This window comes from Pseudoalteromonas sp. T1lg24, from assembly GCF_002964745.1.
Taxonomy (GTDB): Bacteria; Pseudomonadota; Gammaproteobacteria; order Enterobacterales; family Alteromonadaceae; genus Pseudoalteromonas; species Pseudoalteromonas spongiae.
On the sequence record NZ_PQCB01000016.1, the window covers coordinates 439,635 to 463,347 of the forward strand.

The following is a 23,713-nucleotide window of genomic DNA, read 5'->3' on the forward strand; positions in this document are numbered from 1 at the left end:
TCTTTATTCGGGCTCAAAACTACATAACAGTGGATGTTCATTATCACGCGCGTATTGGTTCACTTGCGCTACCTTGGTTTCAGCGACTTCCGCACTGTAAACGCCACAGACAGCCTTGCCGTCATAATGGACCTTTAACATAATTTCAGTCGCCCTGTCTGAATCCATATTAAAAAAACGTGCTAAAACCTCAACAACAAAGTCCATTGGCGTGTAATCGTCATTATTTAAAATGACTTTATACTTGCGCGGCGGCTTAATACTTTGTCGCTGTTTTTCCTTTTGGCTATCTACTAAATCTGAAAATTGTGTCCCACTCATAATTTAATATAGTCATCTCTTGTAAACTCAAGCAACTTTGAGTCTTAAAAATTAAAAAATTATTTAAATTGTTAAAAACAATTAAAAAAAACTTGACTGTTTGGTCAATTAAACTACAGTCAATATGTGATTATTTACTAAGCAATTTACGAACAAAAGCTTGTGTAATCCGCAGCACTGGTTCGTTTTAAGCTTGTTAAGTAATTTACCATGTAGAATAACATGATTTTAGTCAACTTATAGAAGGATGTTGAGGTATGGCTTGCGGAAAAGTCAAATGGTTCAATAACGCAAAAGGGTTTGGGTTTATCGTAGAAGAAGGCAGCACGGAGGATATCTTTGCGCATTTTTCAACCATTCAAATGGATGGATACAAAACACTTAAAGCCGGCCAAGATGTAACATTTGAGTTGCAACAAGGTCCGAAAGGCCTACACGCGACCAATATTGCGCCAACTGAAGGCGAAGTCTAAGTAGTACTGCTTAAGACATATTATAATAATAAAGAAGCGGATCGCCCGCTTTTTTTATGCCTAAAATTTACCCTCCCATGTCAATTGAACATTTTGTGATTGCTAATTCTTTTTATTTAAACTAGCCCTGCTATACTATCGGCCAATTGTCAGCACTATAAATAACGCTAGACTAAGTCAATTACATTCAGTTTTTGTGATTTTGCAAAATCACACCCCTTTCAATGTAAGTATTGAACGCCATAGTAACGGCATTTAAAAGTTAGGAATAATAATGACTAGTAAATCTAAGATAATTTATACAAAAACGGATGAAGCACCGGCACTTGCCACGTACTCGTTTTTACCAATCGTTAAAGCCTTCAGCGCTGTATCTGACGTAAACGTTGAAACACGTGACATCTCTCTTGCAGGTCGCGTTATCGCAAACTTCCCAGAGTACTTAACCGAAGAACAACGTATCGGTGACGCACTAGCTGAATTAGGTGAACTAGCAAAAACACCTGACGCAAACATCATTAAACTACCAAACATCAGTGCATCTATTCCTCAGCTACAAGCAGTAATCAAAGAATTACAAGCTCAAGGTTACGCACTTCCTGAGTACCCAGAAGAACCGAAAAACGAAGAAGAAGCGAAAGTTAAAGCAACTTACGACAAAATTAAAGGCAGTGCTGTAAACCCAGTACTACGTGAAGGTAACTCTGACCGTCGCGCACCTGGTTCTGTTAAAAACTATGCGAAAAATAACCCGCATTCAATGGGCGCATGGGCAAGCGATTCTAAATCACACGTTGCATCAATGAATGAAGGCGACTTCTTTGCATCTGAGCAATCAGTAACGGTTGATTCAGCTGATGATGTGCGTATTGAATTCGTAAACGAAAATGGCGATGTTGAAGTATTAAAAGCATCAGTTCCATTACTTGCAGGCGAAATCATCGACAGCTCTGTAATGAATGTTGCAGCGTTAAATTCATACTTAGAGCGTGAAATCAACGCAGCAAAAGACGAAGACGTATTACTTTCATTACATATGAAAGCAACCATGATGAAAGTTTCTGATCCAATCATCTTCGGTCACGCTGTAAAAGTATTCTACAAAGACGTATTTGCAAAACACGCAGCAACCTTTGAAAAGCTAGGTGTAGATGCTAACAACGGTATTGGCGATGTTTACGCTAAAATCGCGCAGTTAGATGACGCAACACGCGCTGAAATTGAAGCTGATTTACAAGCTGTTTATGCAAACCGCCCTGCACTTGCAATGGTTGATTCTGACCGTGGCATTACAAACTTACATGTACCAAGTGACATCATCATTGATGCTTCAATGCCAGCATGTATTCGTTCATCAGGCCAAATGTGGGGTCCAGATGGCAAACTAAAAGACACCAAAGCACTTATTCCAGACCGTTGTTATGCAAGTGTTTACCAAGCAACGATTGATTTCTGTAAAGAAAATGGCGCATTTGATCCAACAACTATGGGTAGCGTACCAAACGTTGGCCTTATGGCTCAAAAAGCGGAAGAATACGGTTCACACGACAAGACATTTGAAATTAAAGCAAAAGGTCAAGTTCGCGTAGTTAACCAAGCAGGTGTTGCTGTAATGTCTCACGACGTTGACGCGGGCGATATCTTCCGTATGTGTCAAGTTAAAGACTTACCAATCCAAGATTGGGTTAAGCTTGCAGTGAATCGTGCTCGTGCAACTGGCACGCCAGCGGTATTCTGGTTAGACGAAAACCGTGCTCACGATGCGCAGTTAATTAAGAAAGTTAACCAATACCTACAAGACCACGATACTAACGGCCTTGATATTCGCATTCTTGCACCATTTGAAGCAACGCAATTCTCATTAGCGCGCATCAAAGAAGGTCAAGATACTATTTCAGTAACAGGTAACGTACTACGTGACTACCTAACTGACTTATTCCCAATTCTTGAGCTTGGTACAAGTGCTAAAATGCTATCAATCGTTCCATTAATGAACGGTGGTGGTTTATTTGAAACAGGCGCTGGTGGTTCAGCACCTAAGCACGTTCAGCAGTTCGAAAAAGAAAACCACTTACGTTGGGATTCACTTGGTGAATTCTTAGCGTTAGCGGCTTCTTACGAGCACCTTGCAGTAAACGCAGGTAACACTAAGGCACAAGTATTAGCAGATACGCTTGACGCAGCAACAGCTAAATTCTTACTTGAGAACAAATCACCTTCTCGTAAGGTAAACGAATTAGATAACCGTGGTAGCCACTTCTATCTAACGATGTTCTGGGCACAAGAACTTGCTGCACAAGACAAAGACGCTGAACTTAAAGCGAAGTTTGCGCCTATTGCAGAGCAATTAACAGCAAATGAAGCGGTTATCGTTAAAGAGCTTAACGATGCACAAGGCGTTGCAGTTGACATTAAGGGCTACTTCCAGCCTAGCGAAGAGCTTGCATACAAAGCAATGCGTCCAAGCGAAACATTCAACAACATTATCGCGCAAATCGCATAATCGTACTGTTTGAATAAGAAAAAGGGCAACATGTTGTTGCCCTTTTTTATTTGCTACAATACCTACCTTGCTTGTAATTAATCAAAGTCATGACTCGATTATCTAAACCTAAATCTGCACAACTTACTAAAAAACCAACACGACCAAATAAACAACGTGTCGCCGCAGCTAAAAAACACATCAAAACGCGCGATGTAAAGCCACACCAAGGACCAACTCATATCGTGCTATTTAACAAGCCTTTTGATGTGCTAAGCCAATTTACCGATGAAGGTAATCGCAAAACACTGGCTGATTTTATCGACATTAAAGATGTGTATGCCGCAGGTCGTCTCGATAGAGACAGCGAGGGATTATTACTGCTTACCAACAACGGTAAGCTGCAACATAAAATTGCTTCACCTAAACATAAATCACCGAAAACCTACTGGGTGCAAGTAGAAGGTGATGTAACACAAGATGCCATAAACGCCCTATCGCAAGGCGTTGTGCTGAAAGATGGTAAAACCCTACCGGCAGACGTTAAGCGCATCAATGAGCCCAAAGTTTGGCCACGTAACCCACCTATTCGTGAACGCAAAGCAATTCCTACAACTTGGCTGTCAATCACCATCACCGAGGGTAAAAATCGCCAAGTAAGACGGATGACAGCACATGTTGGCTTTCCGACGTTACGCTTAATTCGTTACGCCATTGGTAAATACACCTTGGACGGTATTGAAAATGGCGAATATAGACTTATAACAGAGAATAAATAAGCGCCTTACTCGCGCATTTTAGAACATGTTTTATTAAAACAGCTATGATATAATTCGCGCCTCAAATTTTCGGAGTAATTCAATACCATGAGTGATAACAGTAACATCAAAGTCATCGTTGGCATGTCTGGCGGTGTAGACTCTTCCGTTTCAGCTTATTTACTTAAGCAACAAGGCTATCAGGTAGAAGGCTTGTTTATGAAAAACTGGGAAGAAGATGATACTGATGAATACTGTGCAGCTGCAGAAGATTTAAAAGATGCACAAGCTGTATGCGAAAAACTGGGTATTGAGTTACACACGGTAAACTTTGCCGCAGAATATTGGGATAACGTGTTTGAGTATTTCCTTGCTGAATACAAAGCAGGCCGTACGCCGAACCCCGATATTATGTGCAACAAAGAAATCAAGTTTAAAGCGTTTCTTGAATTTGCTGCTGAAGCGCTCGGTGCAGATTATATTGCAACTGGTCATTATGTTCGCCGCGCTGAAAAAGACGGTAAAGCAACCCTAGTACGTGGCCTTGATGACAATAAAGACCAAAGCTATTTCCTATACACCCTTGGTCATGAGCATGTTGCGCAAACCTTATTCCCAGTAGGCGAAATTGAAAAGCCAGAAGTACGCCGTATCGCGGAAGAACAAGGCCTGATTACCCATGATAAGAAAGACAGCACAGGTATTTGCTTTATTGGTGAACGCAAATTTAAAGACTTCTTACAAAAATTCTTACCAGCTCAACCTGGCAAAATTGAAGATTGCGAAGGCAACGATGTTGGCGAGCATGAAGGCTTGATGTATCACACTTTAGGTCAACGCAAAGGCCTACTCATTGGTGGTATGAAGGAAGGTTCGGGTGAGCCTTGGTATGTTGTAGATAAAGATATTGCGCGTAACGTACTTGTTGTTGGTCAAGGCAAAGATCACCCTCGCCTATATTCAAACGGCCTAATGGCAAATCAGCTGCACTGGGTTGACCGCGTAGGTCCGCAATCAACGCTACGTTGCACAGTGAAAACCCGTTATCGCCAAACTGATATTCCATGCACTTTACTGGTTGGTGAAGACGGTGTTGCACGCGTATTATTTGATGAGCCGCAAAAAGCCGTTACCCCAGGTCAATCTGCGGTATTTTACCTAGATGAAACATGTTTAGGTGGCGGTATTATTGATTCGGTGATCCGCTAATGGATAAAAATCAGGTTATGGCGCTTGCCGCCATGTGCCAAATTACCAAAGCAGTGCAAAAAGTTGCGCAAACCGGTTCAATTACCGATTATGAAATGCAGCAACTACTTTCGGGTATTTTAGTAACCAATCCAGATGCACCGTCAGATGTATTTCGTGATATGGATTTACGCCAAGGTTATCAATTAGTTGTTGAACAACTCGAATCAGGCCAAAATAAAAGCATTGAGCTTGTAAAGTACGTTGGCGGTTTAATTCAGTTAGAACGTGCTTTAAACGCAAACCCCAAAGCATTAAATGAACTTGGCTCGCGCATTAATTCAATCGACGCACGATTGGCACATTTATCAATTTCAGATGACGCCATTATTGCAAGCCTTGCGGATATTTATGCCGACGTAATTAGTCCGCTTGGACAACGTATTCAAGTATTTGGTAAACCAGCATTGCTACAACAAAAATCAGTGCAACATCGTATTCGCGCCCTGTTGTTAGCTGGTATACGCGCCGCAGTATTATGGCGCCAAGTTGGTGGTAAACGCCGCCACTTTTTCTTTGGCAAAGGTAAAATTGTCAAAATTGCAAAACAGTATTGTTAATCTCTAGTACAAATATTTAGGAGTGATTATGGAGCTTTCAGCGTTAACTGCTATTTCACCTGTTGATGGTCGTTACGGCAGCAAAACAACTGAGCTTAGAGAAATCTTTAGTGAGTATGGCCTAATTAAATACCGCGTTACTGTAGAAGTTCGCTGGTTACAAGCACTTGCTGCTGCCGAGGGTATCGACGAAGTACCATCACTAAGCGCTGAAGCAAATCAAATCTTAGATAACATCGTTGCAAACTTTAATGAAGAAGATGCAATGCGTGTTAAAGACATTGAGCGCACCACAAACCACGACGTGAAAGCGGTTGAATACCTACTAAAAGAAAAAGTAGCTGACAACGCCGAGCTTAATGCAATTAACGAATTTATTCACTTTGCATGTACCTCAGAAGACATCAATAACCTATCACACGGTTTAATGTTAAAAGAAGCACGTGAAAACGTTCTTTTACCATACTGCGATAAGCTACTTGATGCTGTTCACGCACTTGCAAAAGAATACCAAACAATTCCGATGATGTGTCGTACACACGGTCAGCCAGCTTCACCTTCAACTATGGGTAAAGAAATGGCAAACGTGTACATGCGCTTAAAGCGTCAACGCGACCAAATCGCTAATGTAGAATTACTTGGTAAAATCAACGGTGCAGTTGGTAACTACAACGCACACATTAGCGCTTACCCTAACTACGACTGGCATGCACATGCTGAAAAGTTTGTAACAAGTCTTGGTCTTGAGTGGAATGCGTTTACAACACAAATCGAGCCACACGATTACATCGCAGAACTTTACGATGCAATTGCACGTTTCAATACTATCTTAATTGACTTTGACCGTGACGTTTGGGGCTACATTGCGCTTAATCACTTCAAGCAAAAAACAATTGCAGGTGAAATTGGTTCATCAACTATGCCACACAAAGTTAACCCAATTGATTTTGAAAACTCTGAAGGTAACTTAGGTATTGCGAACGCTATTTTTGCTCACTTAGCACAAAAACTACCAGTATCTCGCTGGCAGCGTGACCTTACGGATTCAACCGTGTTACGTAACCTAGGTGTAGGTATGGGTTATGCGTTAATCGCTTACCAAGCAACACTTAAAGGTATTAGCAAATTAGAAGTTAACCAAGAGAAGCTACTTGCTGAACTTGACCAGAACTGGGAACTACTTGCTGAGCCAATCCAAACTGTAATGCGTAAATATGGCATTGAAAAGCCATATGAAAAACTTAAAGAGTTAACACGTGGTAAGCGCGTTAACAAAGAGATCATGGCTGATTTCATCGATAATCTTGATTTACCAGAAGCGGTAAAAGAAGAATTAAAACAACTTACACCGGCTAATTATATTGGCCGTGCAGTTCAATTTATCGACGACATCAAATAACCAGCAGTTTTAGCTTGAATAAAAAGCGAAAGGTATTTCTAATATCTTTCGCTTTTTTATTATCAATTTTTAGAGACGCCTATGTATCAACTCAGTTTCAATATCAAAACACCAGATGGTGTTAAAACCCTCTCTCAACAAGAATTTATTAATGAGTATTGGCAAAAAAAACCGGCGTTAATCAAGTCGGGGTTTGCTGACTTTGTTGATCCAATTTGTCCAGATGAACTTGCAGGCCTTGCGATGGAGGAATGCATTGAGTCGCGTCTTATTTCTAATCACAACAATGAATGGCAAGCACACCACGGCCCGTTTGAAGATTTCGAATTATTAACACCAAAAAACAGCACACTTCTTGTGCAAGCCGTTGACCACTGGCATCCTGAGGCTGCCGAGTTAATCGAACCGTTTCGCTTTATTCCAAACTGGCGTATTGATGATTTGATGATCAGCTTCTCAACGCCCGATGGCGGCGTTGGGCCTCACTTAGATCAATACGATGTATTTATTATTCAAGGCCAAGGTAAACGACATTGGCGCGTTGGCGAATCTAAGCAAAGCTTCAATGAAGTGATTCCGTGTAAAGATCTGCTGCAAATTGACGGGTTTGATGCCAGTATTGATGAAGTACTTGAACCAGGCGATATTTTATATATTCCACCTGGCTGCCCTCACGAAGGTTACGCAGTCGAAAACGCCATGAACTATTCAGTTGGCTTTAGAGCGCCAAATCAGCGCGAATTATTGTCGTCATTTTCAGATTATCTCATTGATAACGATTTGGGTAATACACGTTACAGCGATCCAACGCTTCAATTACGTAATAACCCCGGTGAGTTTTTAGCAAATGAAGTCGCAGATGTTAAACAACAAATGCTAGATGCACTTAATAACAATCAAGATTTTAATTTATGGTTGTTACAAAGTCTGAGTGAAGCAAAACACGATCTCGATTTAGCGCCGCTTGAAGATGAATACGAGCCAAGTTATGTACTTGAATTACTAAACCAAGATATCGAAATTCATCGCCTAGGAGGCCTTCGCTGCTTTTATTTATCAATAGAAAGCAACGTGTTGTTTGCGGTAAACGGTGATGTACTTACCCTACCACTCTCGTGCCTTTCATGGGTGGAAACACTTTGCCAAAACGTAACAGTGACATCCGATCAGATTAAAAGTTCCACAACTTGTTCACACTTTATGCAAAACTTTACTAATCTTTTAAATGAGGGCTATTGGTATTTCGATTAGTAGAGGAAATGATGAGCTTCACATTTAAACAGGTCACATGGCGAGAAAAGCGTAACGAACTCAAACAAGTGAGGGAAAAAGTATTTGTTTATGAATACCATATCCCAAAGGACGTTGAATTTGATAAGTGCGATTTAAGTTGTCAGCATCTGCTTGGGTTTGACCATCAAGGTAACAGCATAGCAACCGCAAGAATAACGCAACAAGGTGAAATTGGCCGCGTTGCTGTGCTGCAAGCTTACCGAACGCATGAGTTTTATAATTTAATGTTTGAGCAAATTGCGTTATGTGCGAAAGAATTAGGTGCCGAAGAACTAAGTTTCAATTGTAATATTGTTGAGAAAGAAAAGTTTAAGCGCTGCGGTTATGCCGAACAAGGCAATGTGTTTATGGAGGCTGGAATAGCGCGACAACGATTATCGTGTCCGTTATCGCGTTTTGACCCTAAACCCTTTACTTTGGTTCATTAGTCCAAAGTTTTTCATTGCTGTATAAGTCATACAGACCTTCAGCACGGTTCACAAGCAAGTTAGCAAAATCGATTTGAGCTTTGTCACCTGCACTGTTTTTAGCAAGCTGGTCTGCTTTTAATTGCCATTGAAACGAAAAATGGCGAAGTGCGTCACGGGCATTGGTTGCCGCAGTTACTTCAACGTGATCTGTCGGTAAATTGCCAGACACAACCCAATAAGTTTTGCCTTGTTGACTTTTGATTTTCCAAATTGCACACATAGGCGCAATATAACGGCTTTCTTTATCTAGAATCGTCTTTGGAATAACGCCTTTTTCTGCTAAATGTTTATTAGCGCGATCAAGTGTAGAGCGGATCCATTGATTTTGAGCAGCTTGAATTTCTGCTTGAGTTGGTTGTGGTTTTTGTTCTTGGTTTTCCATAATACATCTTTAGAAAATTTCAATTTTATCACTGTACTGTGTCACCCTTTGCAAAGCAAGATGTAACGTTAAAAAGATGAATTTGGTTGTGTCAAAAATGTTAACTCTTGCTCAGTCGATTTGCGCCCTAATATAGCATTACGGTGTGGATAACGCCCAAACTGGTCGATTATTGCCTTATGCGCCGCTTCAAATTCATAACTAGGATGATCTTTATACAGCATCATCGCCAATTCATGAATTTTCGCGCTTTCGCTGTGCATAAATGGTAAGTACATAAACCCGACTTCAGTTTCATTAAGTTGCTTATCAAAGCGCTTATCAATTGCTGTTTGTGCCAAAGATAGCGCCAACGGATCTTGGCGAAACGCCTGAGCTTGGCCTCGATAAATATTCCGTGAAAACTGATCGAGCACTATTATCTCACACAGCGAACCCATCGCAGTGTGTCGCCAATGATGTAATTCGCCTGCAATCGCTGCATCAAGAATAACCTTAAATTTATTGTTGATTGTTTTATCTAGCGCGTCATTAACAGAAAACCAATCATTAGGTGTTAATTCCGTAAACCAAAAGTCGTATATATCTTGATAATTCATATTATCCCAGCCAGCTAATAAATTGATTAATCACCAACGCATTTACAATATCAATAAAAAATGCGCCCACCAAAGGTACAACAATAAATGCTTTAGCTGATGGCGAATAATGTTGCGTTACCGCCGTCATATTAGCAATTGCTGTTGGTGTAGCGCCTAAGGTCAACCCAGCGTAGCCAGAGGCCATTACCGCTGCATCGTAATTCTTACCTAGACTAGGAAACACTACATAGGTGCTATAAAGTATTGTCGCCAAGACTTGAAAAACAAGTAACACAACAAATGGCATTGCTAAACTCGTCAAGGTCCAAATCTTAATACTCATTAACGACATTGCTAAAAATAGCCCTAAGCAAACATCAGAAATAAACGACAACGACGCGCTATTGGTAGGCCAAAGCTTAACTGATATTAAGCGTGGTACCGTGTTACTAATAATAATGCCGGCAAACAGACAACATACAAAAAATGGTAATTCAAAATCAAAATAAACTAATGCGGCTTCAATACGATTACCTAGTCCAATTGCCAGTAAAATAACAAAGATACTGATCAGAAACTGATCTATGTTAACACTTGCAAATTTCGCATTGTCATGGGAAACCCCAACTTTGAGTGGCTTAGCAGAATAAACCGTTTGTTTTAACTGGTGCTTCTCTATTATGAACTTGGCGATAGGACCACCAAGCACACCACCAAAAATTAAGCCAAATGTCGCGCACGCCAAAGCGAGTTCCAACGCCCCTTCAATCTGATACTGCTCACTAAAAAATGGCGACCAGGCGATTGCCGTGCCATGCCCACCGCTTAATGAAATCGAGCCACCTAGCAATCCGCTCACCGGTGGCATGCCAAACGAGGTAAATACACCAATCCCAACAAGGTTTTGTAAGATTAAAAAGCCGACTGCCAGTAGTAATAGAATCATTAAGCTTTTACCGCCTTTTATTAGGCTATCTAACTGTGCATTTAAGCCAATCGTGGTAAAGAAAATGATGAGTAGCACATCGCGCTGTTGAAGTGAGAAAGTGATTTCAGTATTGAAAACATAAAACGACAAAGCCGCTAAACTTGAGGCAACAATGCCGCCGGTAACGGCTTCTGGAATATTAAAACTTTGTAACGGCTTATAACGACGGTTTAACCATTTACCTAAAAAGTAAACCAGTATTGCCGCCATTAAGGTAAGCCGTTCATCTATCAGCATCTAATGTCCTAGTATTTTTGCAGGGTCCGTTTTGCTGGCTTTAACTGCTGGATAAATGCACGCAATTATCGCCATTGTAAACGTAATCACCGTGGTGATCAGTAAATCGTTTACGTTAAGCTGACTTGGTAGATAGTCTATAAAGTAAACTCCAGACAACACATTTTTGCCTAGCAATTCACTTATTAATAAATAAATATCGCTTACCGTCAGCGATAAAATAATGCCTAGAATCAAGCCAATACCTAACCCTATTGCCGCCTGATGAATACCTTGCAGTAAAAAGCAGCGCACAATTGTGCCATCGGTTGCACCCATGGTTTTTAAAATCGCAATACTCGCGCTCTTTTCTTTCACTTCCATAATCAAGGTAGAGACAATATTAAAGCTAGCAACAGCGACAATTAAAAACACCGTGATGTAAACAATTAAGCGCACCATTTGTATATCTTGATACAAATTACCCTGACTACGGTACCAGGTTTCGATATACACCAATTCATCTAATTTTTGACCTATCGCAAGGGCACTATTTCGCACATTAAATACATCACGTATCTTAACTTGCAGCCCATCAAACTGGGTATTGCTCACGTTTTTTAGCTGTTGCGCTTGGCTTAATGCAATTTGGCCAAAATTCATATCAAGTTGACCACCTAAATTAATGGTGCCAACTAAGCTTAAATTAATTCGCTTAATACTCGCGAGCGATTGAGTTCCCGGCTCTGGCAGTAACACAGACACCGTATCACCAATTTCCAGTTGTAACTTATTTGCCAGAGCCTTACCGAGAATAAGCTCACCTTTTTCAAGATTCACGCTGCTTTTAGGGGAAATGTACTTAGCGCTGTCTGACACGGTCGCGTCTAACTGAGGTTCAACGCCTTTTAATAGCACGCCATGCATTTTACCTTTGTGCGACACCATTGCATTTAGCTTAATATAAGGGGCAACTGCGACCGCTTCTGGGTGACTGAGTAGTTTTTCTTGATGAGAAGCGAAATTATCCAGCGGTTTTGCTGGCGCATAATACTCAATATGTGGAATAACGCTTAATAAGCGCTCTTTTAGTGCAACTTCAAAGCCGTTAATCACCGATAGCGCCAAAATAAGCACCGCCACACCAAGTGAAATACCAATTGTTGATGACTTACTAAAAAAGCCACTAACCGTGGTATCGCCTTTGCCGCGTCGAAAACCTTTAACTAAATAAACACTTAAACTCATTGGCTAACCAACTTTCCCTGTTTAATAAACATAGTTTTATCAAGCTTTGCGGCTAACTCTAAATCATGGGTCACCACAATAAACGCAGTATTGTGGGTAGTTTTTAACTGGTTAATCAGTTCGTATATGTTCTCGCCATTGTCTTTATCAAGGTTACCTGTCGGTTCATCAGCAAGCACTAATGCAGGTTTGGTGATAAGCGCACGGGCAATGGCAACACGCTGACGTTCACCACCCGAGAGTTGATCCGGTTTATGCGTAATTCGATGACTTAATCCCACGTTTTCGAGCATTTCACTTGCTTGAATTTTGGCGTCTGATTTTGCCATTCCCCCAATCAATAGCGGCAGCATTACATTTTCAAGCGCACTAAATTCCATCAGTAAATGGTGAAATTGATATATAAAGCCGATGTGCTTATTACGAAAATCGGCTTGCTGCTTGCGATTAAGCGTCGTTGTATCGACACCTTTTATTTCGATTTTACCGCTATTAGGCTTATCTAATGTGCCGAGCAAATGTAGTAGCGTACTTTTACCCGAACCTGAGCTGCCAACAATGGCAAGTGTTGTGCCCGCTTCGAGGGTTAAATTTAAATCATCTAAAATATCAACTTTAACATCGCCATCTTGATAAGACTTAGCGAGGTGTTCACATTTTACTACTAGGTGATTATTCATATCGTAAAACCTGTGCTGGTGCTAATTTCGCAGCGCGTCTAGCGGGATAAAAAGTGGCTAAATAGCTCATCGCAATACTTAACGTAAAGATCACACCTACTTGTAACCAAGATACATCGACCGGTAACTGCATACCTGCAATAATTTGAATGCCAATCAGTGCTAATATTTCATTAATGTTTAGTGCAACAGCTAGACCAAGTAATACCCCAAGTACACTGCCAACTAAGCCATTGTATAAACCTTGTACCATAAATACCTGTAACACACCGTTGGGTGTTAAGCCTAAGGTTTGTAAAATCGCAATTTCAGACTGTTTTTCAGATACCATCATGGTCAAAGCCGAGAGAATATTAAATACCGCAACTAAAATAATCAGTCCAAGTAATAAACTCATAATGCGCTTTTCCATTGCCACTGCAGAAAAGAGCGAACCTTGGGTATCTTTCCAATCTGCTACCTTCAGCGTTTTCAGCTCTGGCATGTCATTAATTAGGTCATCTAATTTAAATGGATCGGTTAAATACAGTGCAAATTCGTTAAAACTCGATGGTTTTATACGATTAAGTCTTAATAAGTTTGATGTACTCGTTAAAATTACCTGACTGTGAAACGCGCTGTTATCAAGCAGTACTGCAACGGTAAATAAACGTTGCGATGGCATACGTCCAACTGGGGTAAAGGTAGTGACACTCGGTAGCATTAAGCGAATTTTATCGCCGACAGAAACATTAAGCTCTGTTGCTAAGCGCCGCGTAATCGCTACCGAATATTTAGTGTTCGCCAATTGTTTAACGGTTTCACTGTTAAGCATGGCTGTCAAAGGCGTGTCTTGGCTATCATCTATGCCATAAATTTTTGCCGCTAATAATTTAGTATTTGACACAACTAACCCTTCACTGCTTTTAAAACGAGATATTGAAGTAACATCTGGATGTGTTGCCAAGGCTTGATATAAGGGGTGGTTTTGCTTGTCAGGTAGTGCAACAGATAAATGCGGCGTAATTTGCAGCATAGATTGCTTAAGTCGGTTCTCAAACCCGTTCATTACACTGGTCACACAAATTAGCGCAATGATACCGAGCGTAATACCCGCGATAGAGAAAAATGAAATAAAAGAGATAAAGCCGTTGCCCTTGGCTAATTTCGCATAGCGCATGCCAATAAACAAACTAACTGGCTGAAACATAGATTACTGATTGTTTAATAAGTGTAATTTTTTGGAAGTTTAACACTTATTAATAAGAAGTGTATTATTTTCTAGGCAATCTCAGAATAACAGATCTGATCAGTGAAATTTTTGCCATAATTCCAGCTAAGCTACTGTAACTATTTAAACAGTCTAGGTAGAATACCGCGTCTGCAATATAGGGGTATGCCTTTTGTTCGAGCGATTTAAGCACTTTCAACTCCGTGGTGACTTATTTGGTGGTGTCACTACTGCAATTATCTCACTACCACTTGCCCTAGCCTTTGGTGTGGCGTCAGGCGCAGGTGCCGAAGCCGGTATCTGGGGCGCTATTTTAGTGGGCTTATTCGCTGCACTGTTTGGTGGTTCAAACTCGCTCATTTCTGAGCCGACCGGTCCGATGACCGTGATAATGACAGCGGTACTCACTGCAATGATGGCCAAACACCCAGAGCAAGGCATGGCAATGGCCTTTACCGTGGTGATGATGGCCGGCGCATTTCAATTTTTACTTGGTTCATTAAAACTGGGGAAATACGTTACCTTAATGCCTTACAGTGTTATCTCCGGTTTTATGTCAGGCATTGGTGTTATTTTAATTATCTTACAATTAGCACCACTTTTAGGCCATCAAACGCCATCTGGTGGCGTAGTCGGCACGCTGACTGAACTCCCCAGTTTAATTTTCAATCTTCACTTTTCAGAATTATTTTTAGGTCTTGCAACGCTCGGTATCTTATTTTACTTCCCAAAGAAATACCGTAAGTATATCCCCGCTCAACTCGTTGCACTTATCGCAATTACGCTTGTTTCCGTTATTTTATTTAGCGATGAATCGATTCGCCGTATCGGTGAAATTCCAACCGGTTTACCTAATCTAGTATTCCCGACATTTACCGCCGACCAATTCGTTACCATGATCATTGAAGCCATGGTACTTGGCACACTTGGTTGTATTGATACCCTTTTAACTGCCGTAATCTCGGATTCATTAACGCGTCAAGAACACGATTCAAATAAAGAACTGAAAGGTCAAGGTATTGCTAACATGATCTCAGGTTTATTTGGCGCACTGCCGGGTGCAGGTGCAACCATGGGCACAGTTGTAAGTATTCAAGTGGGTTCTCGCTCTCCTGCCGCGGCAATTATTCGCGCCGTTATTTTGATGCTTGTGGTATTAGTTGCGGGCAGTTTAATTGAGCCAATTCCAATGGCGGTGCTTGCAGGTATCGCACTGTATGTTGGTATTTCGATTCTCGACTGGAGTTTTTTACAGCGCGCGCACAAAGCCAGCATGCAGCAAACCGCGATTATGTATGCAGTAATGCTATTAACTGTTTTTGTTGACTTACTTATTGCTGTTGGCTTGGGTGTATTTATCTCAAATATCATCGTGATTGAACGATTAAGTCGTGAACAGGCAAAACAAGTCAAAGCTATTAGTGATGCTGATGACGATGATGTACCGTTAAATAAACAAGAGCGCGCTATTTTAGACAAAGCAAAAGGCAATATTCTGTTCTTTTACTTGTCGGGTCCAATGATTTTCAGTGTATCTAAAGCGATTTCTCGTCAGCATTCTTCTGTACATAAGTACAAAGCGATGATCCTAGATTTAAGTGATGTACCAATGATCGATATGACCGTTGGCCTCGCCTTAGAAAATGCCATTAAAGATGCTATAGAAGCACACTGTGAAGTCTTTTTATATTGCCCAAATAATGATGCTAAACATCAACTTGAAAGGCTTGGCATCGATGAATTAATCGGTAAAGAACGTTTTGTAAATACACGACTTGACGCACTAAATCAGTCGTTAGAAGTTATCGAGAACGTGCCGTTCACCGGCAGCTAACTGAAAGTTAAATAAATTCTTTGCCTGAACTCCCCTGTTCGGGCTAAGATTATTTATTATTTAATGATTTACAATGCATATGTCCGACCTCATCGAACAATTTAATCAATACTTTCAAATCGAACACGCAATTAGCGTTAACTTAGAACAGGTTAACGAAGATAAATTGCCTAGCGATGACAGTGACATAGACAAAATAATCCCACCGCTATTTAAACTAGCCAATGAAGTAAACGTGCTAGAGCAAACCGCCCTTCGCCCACTCAGACAACTAGGTGATGTAGCAGATGATTTAGCGCAGTACCTTAAATTACAGTCACGTAAAATTGACCTTATTTTGTCGCATATATTAGCGACGGAAAATGAAGACGAAGCTCAGCTAGAAACGGTAAGTTTTGGTGGCAGCGGCTTTGTACTGCAAACCAGCACTTGCTATACCCCCAACAGTTTTTTTCGGAGCAAACTGTTTTTAGCGGATGAGGCGGCAGCAGTGTTTTGCTTTTCCCAAGTTGTGGATAGTGAACCGCACCAAGATGGATATAAGACACGATTTATATTCAGCCACATTCGAGAACAAGATCAAGAACTTATGGTTAGAGCAAGCCTGCATACACAAGCCAAAGTGTTAAAAAAGAAGCAATCAAAGAAAAACATCAATTAAACACTAATAAATAGTGTCGCCATTTGCTAATATTGGCCAAAATTACCCTTGTTAACTACTATGAACACTGTTTTTCCAGCTGAATGGGCATTGCAAGATGCCGTGCTTTTAACTTGGCCGCATAAAGATACTGATTGGGCCGATATTTTGCCTCAAGTTGAGCTCACCTACCTTGCTATCGCAAAAGAAATTCTGTCGCAGCAAGCACTTGTGATTGTTGCGCATAACGATGCGTTAAAACAACATATTAGTACGCTTTTTCATAACAACGACCTAACACTAGACAAGGTCCATTTTGTTGTATGCCCAACTAATGATACGTGGGCGCGTGATCATGGGCCAATTAGTACATATCGTGGTGACACTCTTCATGCCCTTGATTTTACCTTTAATGGCTGGGGTAATAAGTTTCAATCAGAACTTGATAATGCGATTAATCAGCAGCTATTTAACACAGTATTAGCCAATGGCGCATCATCACAAAAAGTGCCGCTGGCACTCGAAGGTGGTGGTATTGAAAGCGATGGTAACGGCACACTGTTAACAACCAGCGAATGCTTATTAAACGACAATCGTGAAAACAATTTAAACAAAGCACAGCTAGAAGCAAAGCTAACGGAATTATTAGGTGTTAATCACTTTCTTTGGCTTGATCACGGTTACCTTGCAGGAGACGATACCGACAGCCATATCGACACGTTAGTGCGTTTTGCGCCAAATGATGCCTTAGTTTACGTTTCATGCCCTGATCAAAACGATGAGCACTTCCAAGCGTTAGACGCAATGGCTAAGCAGTTACAGACATTCACTACAAAAAGTGGCGAGCCTTATACTTTGCACGCCTTACCTTGGCCACACGCGAAATACGATAACGATGGCGAGCGCCTTCCAGCAACCTATGCCAATTATTTAATTATCAATAACAAGGTATTGGTACCTACTTACCAAGATGCTAATGATCAAGCTGCACTTGATGTAATCGCAGCAGCCTACCCTCAACATCAAGTTGTTGGTATTGACTGTCTGCCATTAATTCACCAATTTGGCAGCTTACACTGTATTACCATGCAATTACCTAACGGTTTTTTACGGAGCTAATTATGTCTCAAACGATTAAAGTTGCGGCAATTCAACATTCAAATAGCGGTGATTTACAGCATAACCAAGACAAAACAGTACTTGGCATAAAAGAGGCCGCAAAAAATGGTGCCAAGTTAATTGTATTGCAAGAACTGCATCGCAGTCTTTACTTTTGCCAAGTAGAAAGTACCAATAACTTTGACTTAGCAGAATCGATTCCAGGCCCAAGTACCGCGCTTTACGGTGCGCTTGCCAAAGAGTTAAATGTCGTTATTGTTACCTCATTATTTGAAAAACGTGCAACGGGCTTGTATCACAATACCGCCGTTGTACTTGATACTGACGGGCAAATCGCGGGCACTTACCGTAAAATGCATATTCCTGATGACCCTGGCTTTTATGAAAAGTTTTACTTCACACCGGGCGATTTAGGTTTTCAACCAATCGAGACCTCAATTGGTAAACTTGGCGTGTTAGTATGCTGGGATCAATGGTTCCCTGAAGCTGCGCGTTTAATGGCAATGGCAGGTGCAGAGTTTTTAATTTACCCAACTGCCATTGGCTGGGATTTAGACGACGACAGTGCTGAACAACAACGTCAACTTGATGCTTGGGTTATTGCCCAGCGTGCTCACGCGGTATCAAATGGACTGCCTGTGATTGCCTGTAACCGCCAAGGCCATGAAGCCGATCCAAGCGAGCAAAGTAAGGGCATTCAGTTCTGGGGCAATAGTTTTATTACTGGTCCACAGGGCGAAATTTTGGCGCACGCGTCAAATAATGACGATGAAATCCTGTATGCCGATATCGATCGTGCACGCAGTGAATCCGTACGTCGTATTTGGCCGTATTTACGTGACCGTCGTATCGACCATTACCAAGATCTAACGAAATTATACCGAGATTAGTAAGGAGTGACATTAATGCAAAGTCAGTGGCTTAACTTACCCTGGATCAAAACCCAAAACGACAAAATTGCGTGGGGCAATTTAGCAGGTTCAGCCTTAAGTTTAGCAATTTCAGATGCGGTAAAAAGCCACGCTGGATTTAAATTAATTGTCACTCAAAACACGCAGCAGGCGCTTAAGCTTGAAGCTGAGCTAAATTACTATTGCCTAATATCCCAGTTAACTTATTTCCAGACTGGGAAACCTTGCCTTACGACCATTTTTCGCCGCACCAAGATATAATTTCCCAGCGCTTAAGCCTATTAAGTCAGCTTAGAAATCAGCATAACGGAGTGTTGATTGTGCCTATTGCGGGGCTTATGTTGCGCACCGCCCCGTGTGAATTTATTTACGGTAAGGCAATCAAATATAAAGTTGGTGACACGCTCGATAGCATGACGTTGCGCACCGCACTCGAGTCGGTTGGCTATATCAACGTACAACAAGTAATGGCCCATGGTGAATTTGCGATTCGTGGTTCCATCATCGATCTATTCCCGATGGGCAGTAATACGCCGCTGCGTATTGATTTATTTGATGATGAAATTGACTCAATTCGCCAATTTGATCCGGAAACCCAACGCTCACGGGACAACATTCAAGAAATTGACTTATTGCCCGCGCACGAATTTGGTACCGACGAAGACGACATAGAGCGTTTTCGTATTAACTATCGTGAAACCTTTGGCATGGCACATGAAAAAGGCTCTGTCTATTCACAAGTCAGCCAAGGTAGTTTGCCCGCAGGTATTGAATATTATTTACCATTGTTTTTTGATGACACCGCAACCCTGTTTGATTATTTACCAAGTGACAACGTTATTTTTACCTTGGGCGATATTGAACACAGCTGCCGTGAAACTTGGCAAGATATTGAAAAACGCTTCGAAAATCGTAAAGTCGATCCATTACGCCCACTGCTCGAACCGTCAAAGCTTTATCTTAATGTAGAAAACTTATTTTCTGCGCTAAATGGTTCCCCGCGCGTTGCGCTCTCTCAAGCAATGCTTGGTACGAAAGCAGGCAATAGCAATATCGCCCTTGATGCTGTACCTGATATCCGTGTAAACCATCAACTTAAGCAGCCGTTTGAACACGTCTTAAACTACATTAGCGCGTTAAAAAGTGATAACACGCGTATTTTATTTTCAGTAGAAAGTGACGGCCGCCGTGAATCATTATTAACCTTGCTGAAACCAACTGGGTTAAAGCTTTCAGAGTTCGAGTCTATTGATCAATTTACTGCAGCAAACAGTGATGTTGGCTTAATTGTTTCACCGCTTGAGCAAAGTATTCACCTTACTACGCAAAACTTATGCATTATCACTGAGCAAGAGCTGCTTGGTGTAAAAATATCTCAAAGACGCCGTCGCAAACATAAATACGAAGTCAGTCAAGATTCAATTATTCGTAACCTTGCTGAACTGCAAATTGGTCAACCCATAGTACATTTAGATCACGGTGTCGGCCGTTACCAAGGGCTAGAAACCATTGACGCCGGAGGTGTCAGTACTGAGTTTGTTACCATTCATTATTTAAACGAAGCAAAGCTTTATGTACCTGTGGCATCACTGCATTTATTATCGCGTTATTCAGGTGGCGACTTAGAAACTGCACCACTCAATAAACTGGGCTCCGAAGCGTGGGAAAAAGCCAAACGTCGTGCCGCCGAAAAAGTCCGCGATGTTGCCGCTGAATTACTTGATATTTATGCCCAGCGCGAAGTTAAGCCAGGTTACGCATTTAATCATGACAGCAGCGCTTATCGCCAATTTGCCGATAGCTTTCCGTTTGAAGAAACCGATGACCAACAAAATGCCATTGGTGCCGTACTGAATGATATGCAAAAAGCACAAGCAATGGATCGTTTGGTGTGCGGTGATGTTGGCTTTGGTAAAACTGAAGTTGCGATGCGCGCCGCGTTTGTCGCAGTAAACGACTCTAAGCAAGTCGCGGTTTTAGTGCCAACTACCCTGCTCGCTCAACAGCATTTTGAAAACTTTAAAGACCGTTTCGCCAACTCTGCCGTTGAAGTCGCCTTATTGTCGCGATTTAAAACGGCAAAAGAGCAAAAACAAACGCTTGAAGGCTTAGCTGAAGGTAAAATTGATATTGTTGTTGGAACACATAAGTTACTGCAGCAAGACATTAAATTTGATGATCTTGGCTTACTGATTGTGGATGAAGAACACCGTTTTGGCGTACGCCAAAAAGAAAAAATTAAGTCGTTACGTGCTGATGTTGATATTTTAACGCTCACCGCAACGCCAATTCCGCGTACGCTGAATATGGCAATGAGTGGCATGCGCGATTTATCAATTATTGCCACGCCACCGGCTAAACGTTTAGCAGTAAAAACCTTCGTTCGTCAAAACGACGATGAACTGATTAAAGAAGCAATTATTCGTGAAATTAAACGCGGTGGTCAGGTTTACTTCTTACATAACAATGTTGAAACCATCGACAGCTTTGCGAGCGATATTGCTGCATTAGTACCTGAAGCAAATGTTCATTACGCCCATGGGCAAATGCGCGAGAAAGAACTCGAATCATTAATGTCGGATTTTTATCACCAAAAGTTTAACGTGTTGGTGTGTACCACGATTATTGAAACTGGTATTGATATTCCAACCGCAAATACCATTTTGATTGATAGAGCCGACCGTTTTGGTCTTGCACAATTACACCAATTACGTGGTCGCGTTGGTCGTAGTCATCACCAAGCCTACGCTTATTTGCTGACACCACATGAAAAACTGATCAGTAAAGATGCGAAGAAACGTTTAGAAGCAATTTCATCACTGGAAGATCTTGGCGCTGGTTTTACCTTAGCAACGCACGATTTAGAAATTCGTGGTGCGGGTGAGCTATTAGGTGATGAGCAAAGCGGTCAGATTGAGAGCATAGGCTTTAGTTTGTATATGGAAATGCTCGACCAAGCTGTTGAAGCGTTAAAACAAGGCAAAGAACCAAGCCTTGAAAACTTGCTACGCAAACAAAGTGACGTTGATTTAAAAATTCCTGCGCTTATTCCAAACGACTACATTCATGATGTAAATACACGCTTAAGCATGTACAAACGTATTGCAAGTTGCACCGATAAAGGTGCAATGGATGAATTGTCTGTTGAATTAATTGACCGATTTGGTTTACTACCAGAAGCGTTGCAAAACCTATTTGCAATTCAACAACTCAAAATTACAGCCTCAAGCCTTGGTATAACTAAGATTGATGCCAATATCAAAGGCGGTTATTTTGAATTTGGCCAAGATACTAAAGTCGATCCAAGCTTTATTATTGGATTACTGCAATCCAATCCGCAATTTTATAAGATGGAAGGCGCCAGTAAATTGCGCTTTATGATTGAAGAAAAGAATAACCAAGAGCGCTTAAAGCTCGTTACTGCAATGCTAAGAGACTTTGCCCAAAAGGTTGTAAAATAATGATAATAAAATATGTTTTGCCGTTAAGCCTGCTTAGCGCAAGTTTTATGGCCAGCGCCAATTTACGTTGGTTTGATATTGAATTGATCTTTTTTGAAAGACCCACCGATAGCGAATTAAAAGAAGATCTTTCAGCCGAAGACTTCCCAGCGATTAACTACACTAACAGTAAAGACATTATCGCTGAAGCCTATCAAGAACTGCAAAATGTGAAATATAAAGAATGCATGGGCATCGAAGTCAATAATGAAAATGGCGACCAGATTGACGGCTTTGACCAGCCTGCCATTAGTAGCAATGACGTTATTGAAGCGTTTGAGACATCATCACAAATTAATAACGATGATGAACTTGATAACTTAGCGCAGCTTGAGTGCCAACGTTATAGCAATGTAGCCGAATTAGACGCGTTACCAGTTACACCTGACGCACTGACGTTCGAACACACAGATTACATTTACTTGTTATCAAAAGAGCAGCTAGAGCTTAACGAAACCGTAAGCCGCTTAAAACGACGTGGCTTAACGCCGTTACTGCACACGGGTTGGCGCCAACCTGAAAGTAATATTCGTAACGCGACACCTATGTATTTGTATGGTGGTAAGAATTTATCGGCAGTTATTAATAAATCAGAAAATGAGCAGTCACTTGAACAAATGCTTAATGAATATACGCAATTTGGACAAAGCGATGCAATTGATTTAAATGGCGTGCCGCAAAGTTCAGACATAGATGCGTTTCCAAGCGATATTGTTAACAACGTTGAACCGTTCGAAAACACGCCTAGTCCGCTTTTAACTGAACAAACATGGCAGCTACAAGGTAAATTTAAAGTATTTATTCGTCGCAATTATCTCAATATTGAAGCCGATTTTGATCTTAACGAGTTAGTGGAACAGACCGTTGACAACATCAACTTTACAGATGGTGACAATGGCTTAGCTTTGCAACAACTCACTGAAACTGTATTAAAAACCGAACGATTTTCACAATTCCGTCGTGTGATAAGCTCCGAAATACATTATTTCGACCATCCAAAGCTCGGCATTATTATGCAAATTCGTCGTTATAACCATTAAGGACTTTGTCTTATGAAAAAATTATTTATTACTGCTGCTGCACTACTTACGTTAACTGCATGTTCAAAAGTGACCTTAGAAAACTACGAAAAAATTAAAGTAGGTCAAGACAAGCAAGAAGTTGAAGCGATCCTTGGCAGCGCATCACAATGTGAAGAAAAAACCATGCACACAGACTGTACTTGGGGCAATGACAGCACAAACATTAAAGTAACCTTTGTAGGCGGTAAGGTAACCCTTTACTCAGAGAAAGGCCTTTAATCGCATATTGCCGATACCGTAAAAAAGCCGAGCTATCTCGGCTTTTTTTATTTTTAAAAACGCTAAGTTTAACTAATACTAAACCGTAATTACCGCACA

At 41.1% G+C, this 23,713-nt stretch carries 21 protein-coding genes and 1 pseudogene; 15 read left to right on the forward strand and 7 right to left on the reverse strand.

Translation table 11 applies throughout. The features are described from left to right. Nucleotides 1-3: 3 nt before the first annotated feature. A complete protein-coding gene (gene clpS / locus C2M30_RS09415; protein ID WP_010560185.1) occupies nucleotides 4-321 on the reverse strand; it encodes an ATP-dependent Clp protease adapter ClpS in 318 nt (105 codons plus the stop codon). 257 nt (nucleotides 322-578) lie between these two features. On the opposite strand from clpS, the gene cspD reads away from it, so the two are divergent. The 8 genes from cspD (at nucleotide 579) to C2M30_RS09455 (ending at nucleotide 8,962) form a co-directional block, all read left to right on the forward strand. After that, on the forward strand, nucleotides 579-794 hold the full coding sequence (cspD, locus tag C2M30_RS09420) for a cold shock domain-containing protein CspD (RefSeq protein WP_010560186.1): 216 nt from the start codon (nucleotides 579-581) through the stop codon (nucleotides 792-794). A 274-nt stretch (nucleotides 795-1,068) separates the two neighbouring features. Next, nucleotides 1,069-3,297 carry an NADP-dependent isocitrate dehydrogenase gene (locus C2M30_RS09425; protein WP_158683364.1) on the forward strand — a complete coding sequence of 743 codons (2,229 nt, stop codon included), beginning with the start codon at nucleotides 1,069-1,071 and terminating at the stop codon, nucleotides 3,295-3,297. Between the two features lie 89 nt (nucleotides 3,298-3,386). Then, a complete protein-coding gene (locus C2M30_RS09430) occupies nucleotides 3,387-4,055 on the forward strand; it encodes an rRNA large subunit pseudouridine synthase E (RefSeq protein ID WP_105171455.1) in 669 nt (222 codons plus the stop codon). An 87-nt stretch (nucleotides 4,056-4,142) separates the two neighbouring features. After that, on the forward strand, nucleotides 4,143-5,243 hold the full coding sequence (gene mnmA / locus C2M30_RS09435; RefSeq protein ID WP_010560189.1) for a tRNA 2-thiouridine(34) synthase MnmA: 1,101 nt from the start codon (nucleotides 4,143-4,145) through the stop codon (nucleotides 5,241-5,243). Further along, on the forward strand, nucleotides 5,243-5,842 hold the full coding sequence (gene hflD / locus C2M30_RS09440; protein ID WP_100913301.1) for a high frequency lysogenization protein HflD: 600 nt from the start codon (nucleotides 5,243-5,245) through the stop codon (nucleotides 5,840-5,842). Before mnmA ends, hflD begins: the two co-directional genes overlap by 1 nt. Nucleotides 5,843-5,870: 28 nt before the next feature. Next, nucleotides 5,871-7,241: an adenylosuccinate lyase gene (gene purB / locus C2M30_RS09445; protein ID WP_105171456.1), complete on the forward strand. Its 1,371-nt coding sequence runs from the start codon at nucleotides 5,871-5,873 to the stop codon at nucleotides 7,239-7,241. A gap of 81 nt (nucleotides 7,242-7,322) precedes the next feature. Beyond that, nucleotides 7,323-8,492: a cupin domain-containing protein gene (locus C2M30_RS09450; protein WP_105171457.1), complete on the forward strand. Its 1,170-nt coding sequence runs from the start codon at nucleotides 7,323-7,325 to the stop codon at nucleotides 8,490-8,492. A gap of 8 nt (nucleotides 8,493-8,500) precedes the next feature. Further along, nucleotides 8,501-8,962: a GNAT family N-acetyltransferase gene (locus C2M30_RS09455; protein ID WP_084616533.1), complete on the forward strand. Its 462-nt coding sequence runs from the start codon at nucleotides 8,501-8,503 to the stop codon at nucleotides 8,960-8,962. On the opposite strand, the gene C2M30_RS09460 is transcribed toward C2M30_RS09455, so the two are convergent. The 6 genes from C2M30_RS09460 to C2M30_RS09485 form a co-directional block, all read right to left on the reverse strand. Continuing rightward, nucleotides 8,946-9,386 (reverse strand): DUF4826 family protein, encoded by a 441-nt coding sequence (locus tag C2M30_RS09460; RefSeq protein ID WP_010560194.1) that lies wholly within the window; start codon nucleotides 9,384-9,386, stop codon nucleotides 8,946-8,948. The genes C2M30_RS09455 and C2M30_RS09460 overlap by 17 nt on opposite strands. Before the next feature lie 68 nt (nucleotides 9,387-9,454). Then, nucleotides 9,455-9,985: a DUF924 family protein gene (locus tag C2M30_RS09465; protein WP_105171458.1), complete on the reverse strand. Its 531-nt coding sequence runs from the start codon at nucleotides 9,983-9,985 to the stop codon at nucleotides 9,455-9,457. A gap of 1 nt (nucleotide 9,986) precedes the next feature. Further along, complete coding sequence (gene gltS, locus C2M30_RS09470; protein ID WP_010560196.1) at nucleotides 9,987-11,192, reverse strand: sodium/glutamate symporter; 1,206 nt, start codon at nucleotides 11,190-11,192, stop codon at nucleotides 9,987-9,989. Beyond that, nucleotides 11,193-12,419 carry an FtsX-like permease family protein gene (locus tag C2M30_RS09475; RefSeq protein ID WP_105171459.1) on the reverse strand — a complete coding sequence of 409 codons (1,227 nt, stop codon included), beginning with the start codon at nucleotides 12,417-12,419 and terminating at the stop codon, nucleotides 11,193-11,195. Next, entirely contained in the window at nucleotides 12,416-13,099 is a 684-nt protein-coding gene (gene lolD, locus C2M30_RS09480) for a lipoprotein-releasing ABC transporter ATP-binding protein LolD (protein WP_105171460.1), read from the reverse strand. The genes C2M30_RS09475 and lolD overlap by 4 nt, the downstream gene beginning before the upstream one ends. After that, nucleotides 13,092-14,288: a lipoprotein-releasing ABC transporter permease subunit gene (locus C2M30_RS09485; protein WP_105171461.1), complete on the reverse strand. Its 1,197-nt coding sequence runs from the start codon at nucleotides 14,286-14,288 to the stop codon at nucleotides 13,092-13,094. The genes lolD and C2M30_RS09485 overlap by 8 nt, the downstream gene beginning before the upstream one ends. A gap of 193 nt (nucleotides 14,289-14,481) precedes the next feature. On the opposite strand from C2M30_RS09485, the gene C2M30_RS09490 reads away from it, so the two are divergent. The 7 genes and pseudogenes from C2M30_RS09490 (at nucleotide 14,482) to C2M30_RS09520 (ending at nucleotide 23,614) form a co-directional block, all read left to right on the forward strand. Further along, a complete protein-coding gene (locus tag C2M30_RS09490) occupies nucleotides 14,482-16,143 on the forward strand; it encodes a SulP family inorganic anion transporter (protein WP_199775877.1) in 1,662 nt (553 codons plus the stop codon). A gap of 73 nt (nucleotides 16,144-16,216) precedes the next feature. Continuing rightward, nucleotides 16,217-16,804 carry a PilZ domain-containing protein gene (locus C2M30_RS09495; RefSeq protein ID WP_325050750.1) on the forward strand — a complete coding sequence of 196 codons (588 nt, stop codon included), beginning with the start codon at nucleotides 16,217-16,219 and terminating at the stop codon, nucleotides 16,802-16,804. A 60-nt stretch (nucleotides 16,805-16,864) separates the two neighbouring features. Beyond that, a complete protein-coding gene (locus tag C2M30_RS09500; protein ID WP_105171464.1) occupies nucleotides 16,865-17,902 on the forward strand; it encodes an agmatine deiminase family protein in 1,038 nt (345 codons plus the stop codon). A 2-nt stretch (nucleotides 17,903-17,904) separates the two neighbouring features. Next, nucleotides 17,905-18,792: a carbon-nitrogen hydrolase gene (locus tag C2M30_RS09505; protein WP_199775878.1), complete on the forward strand. Its 888-nt coding sequence runs from the start codon at nucleotides 17,905-17,907 to the stop codon at nucleotides 18,790-18,792. 15 nt (nucleotides 18,793-18,807) lie between these two features. Then, nucleotides 18,808-22,274, forward strand: a pseudogene (gene mfd / locus C2M30_RS09510) (transcription-repair coupling factor). After that, entirely contained in the window at nucleotides 22,274-23,353 is a 1,080-nt protein-coding gene (locus tag C2M30_RS09515) for a CsiV family protein (RefSeq protein ID WP_105171466.1), read from the forward strand. Before mfd ends, C2M30_RS09515 begins: the two are co-directional and overlap by 1 nt. A 12-nt stretch (nucleotides 23,354-23,365) precedes the next feature. After that, nucleotides 23,366-23,614 (forward strand): hypothetical protein, encoded by a 249-nt coding sequence (locus C2M30_RS09520; protein WP_010560206.1) that lies wholly within the window; start codon nucleotides 23,366-23,368, stop codon nucleotides 23,612-23,614. Nucleotides 23,615-23,713 lie beyond the last annotated feature (99 nt).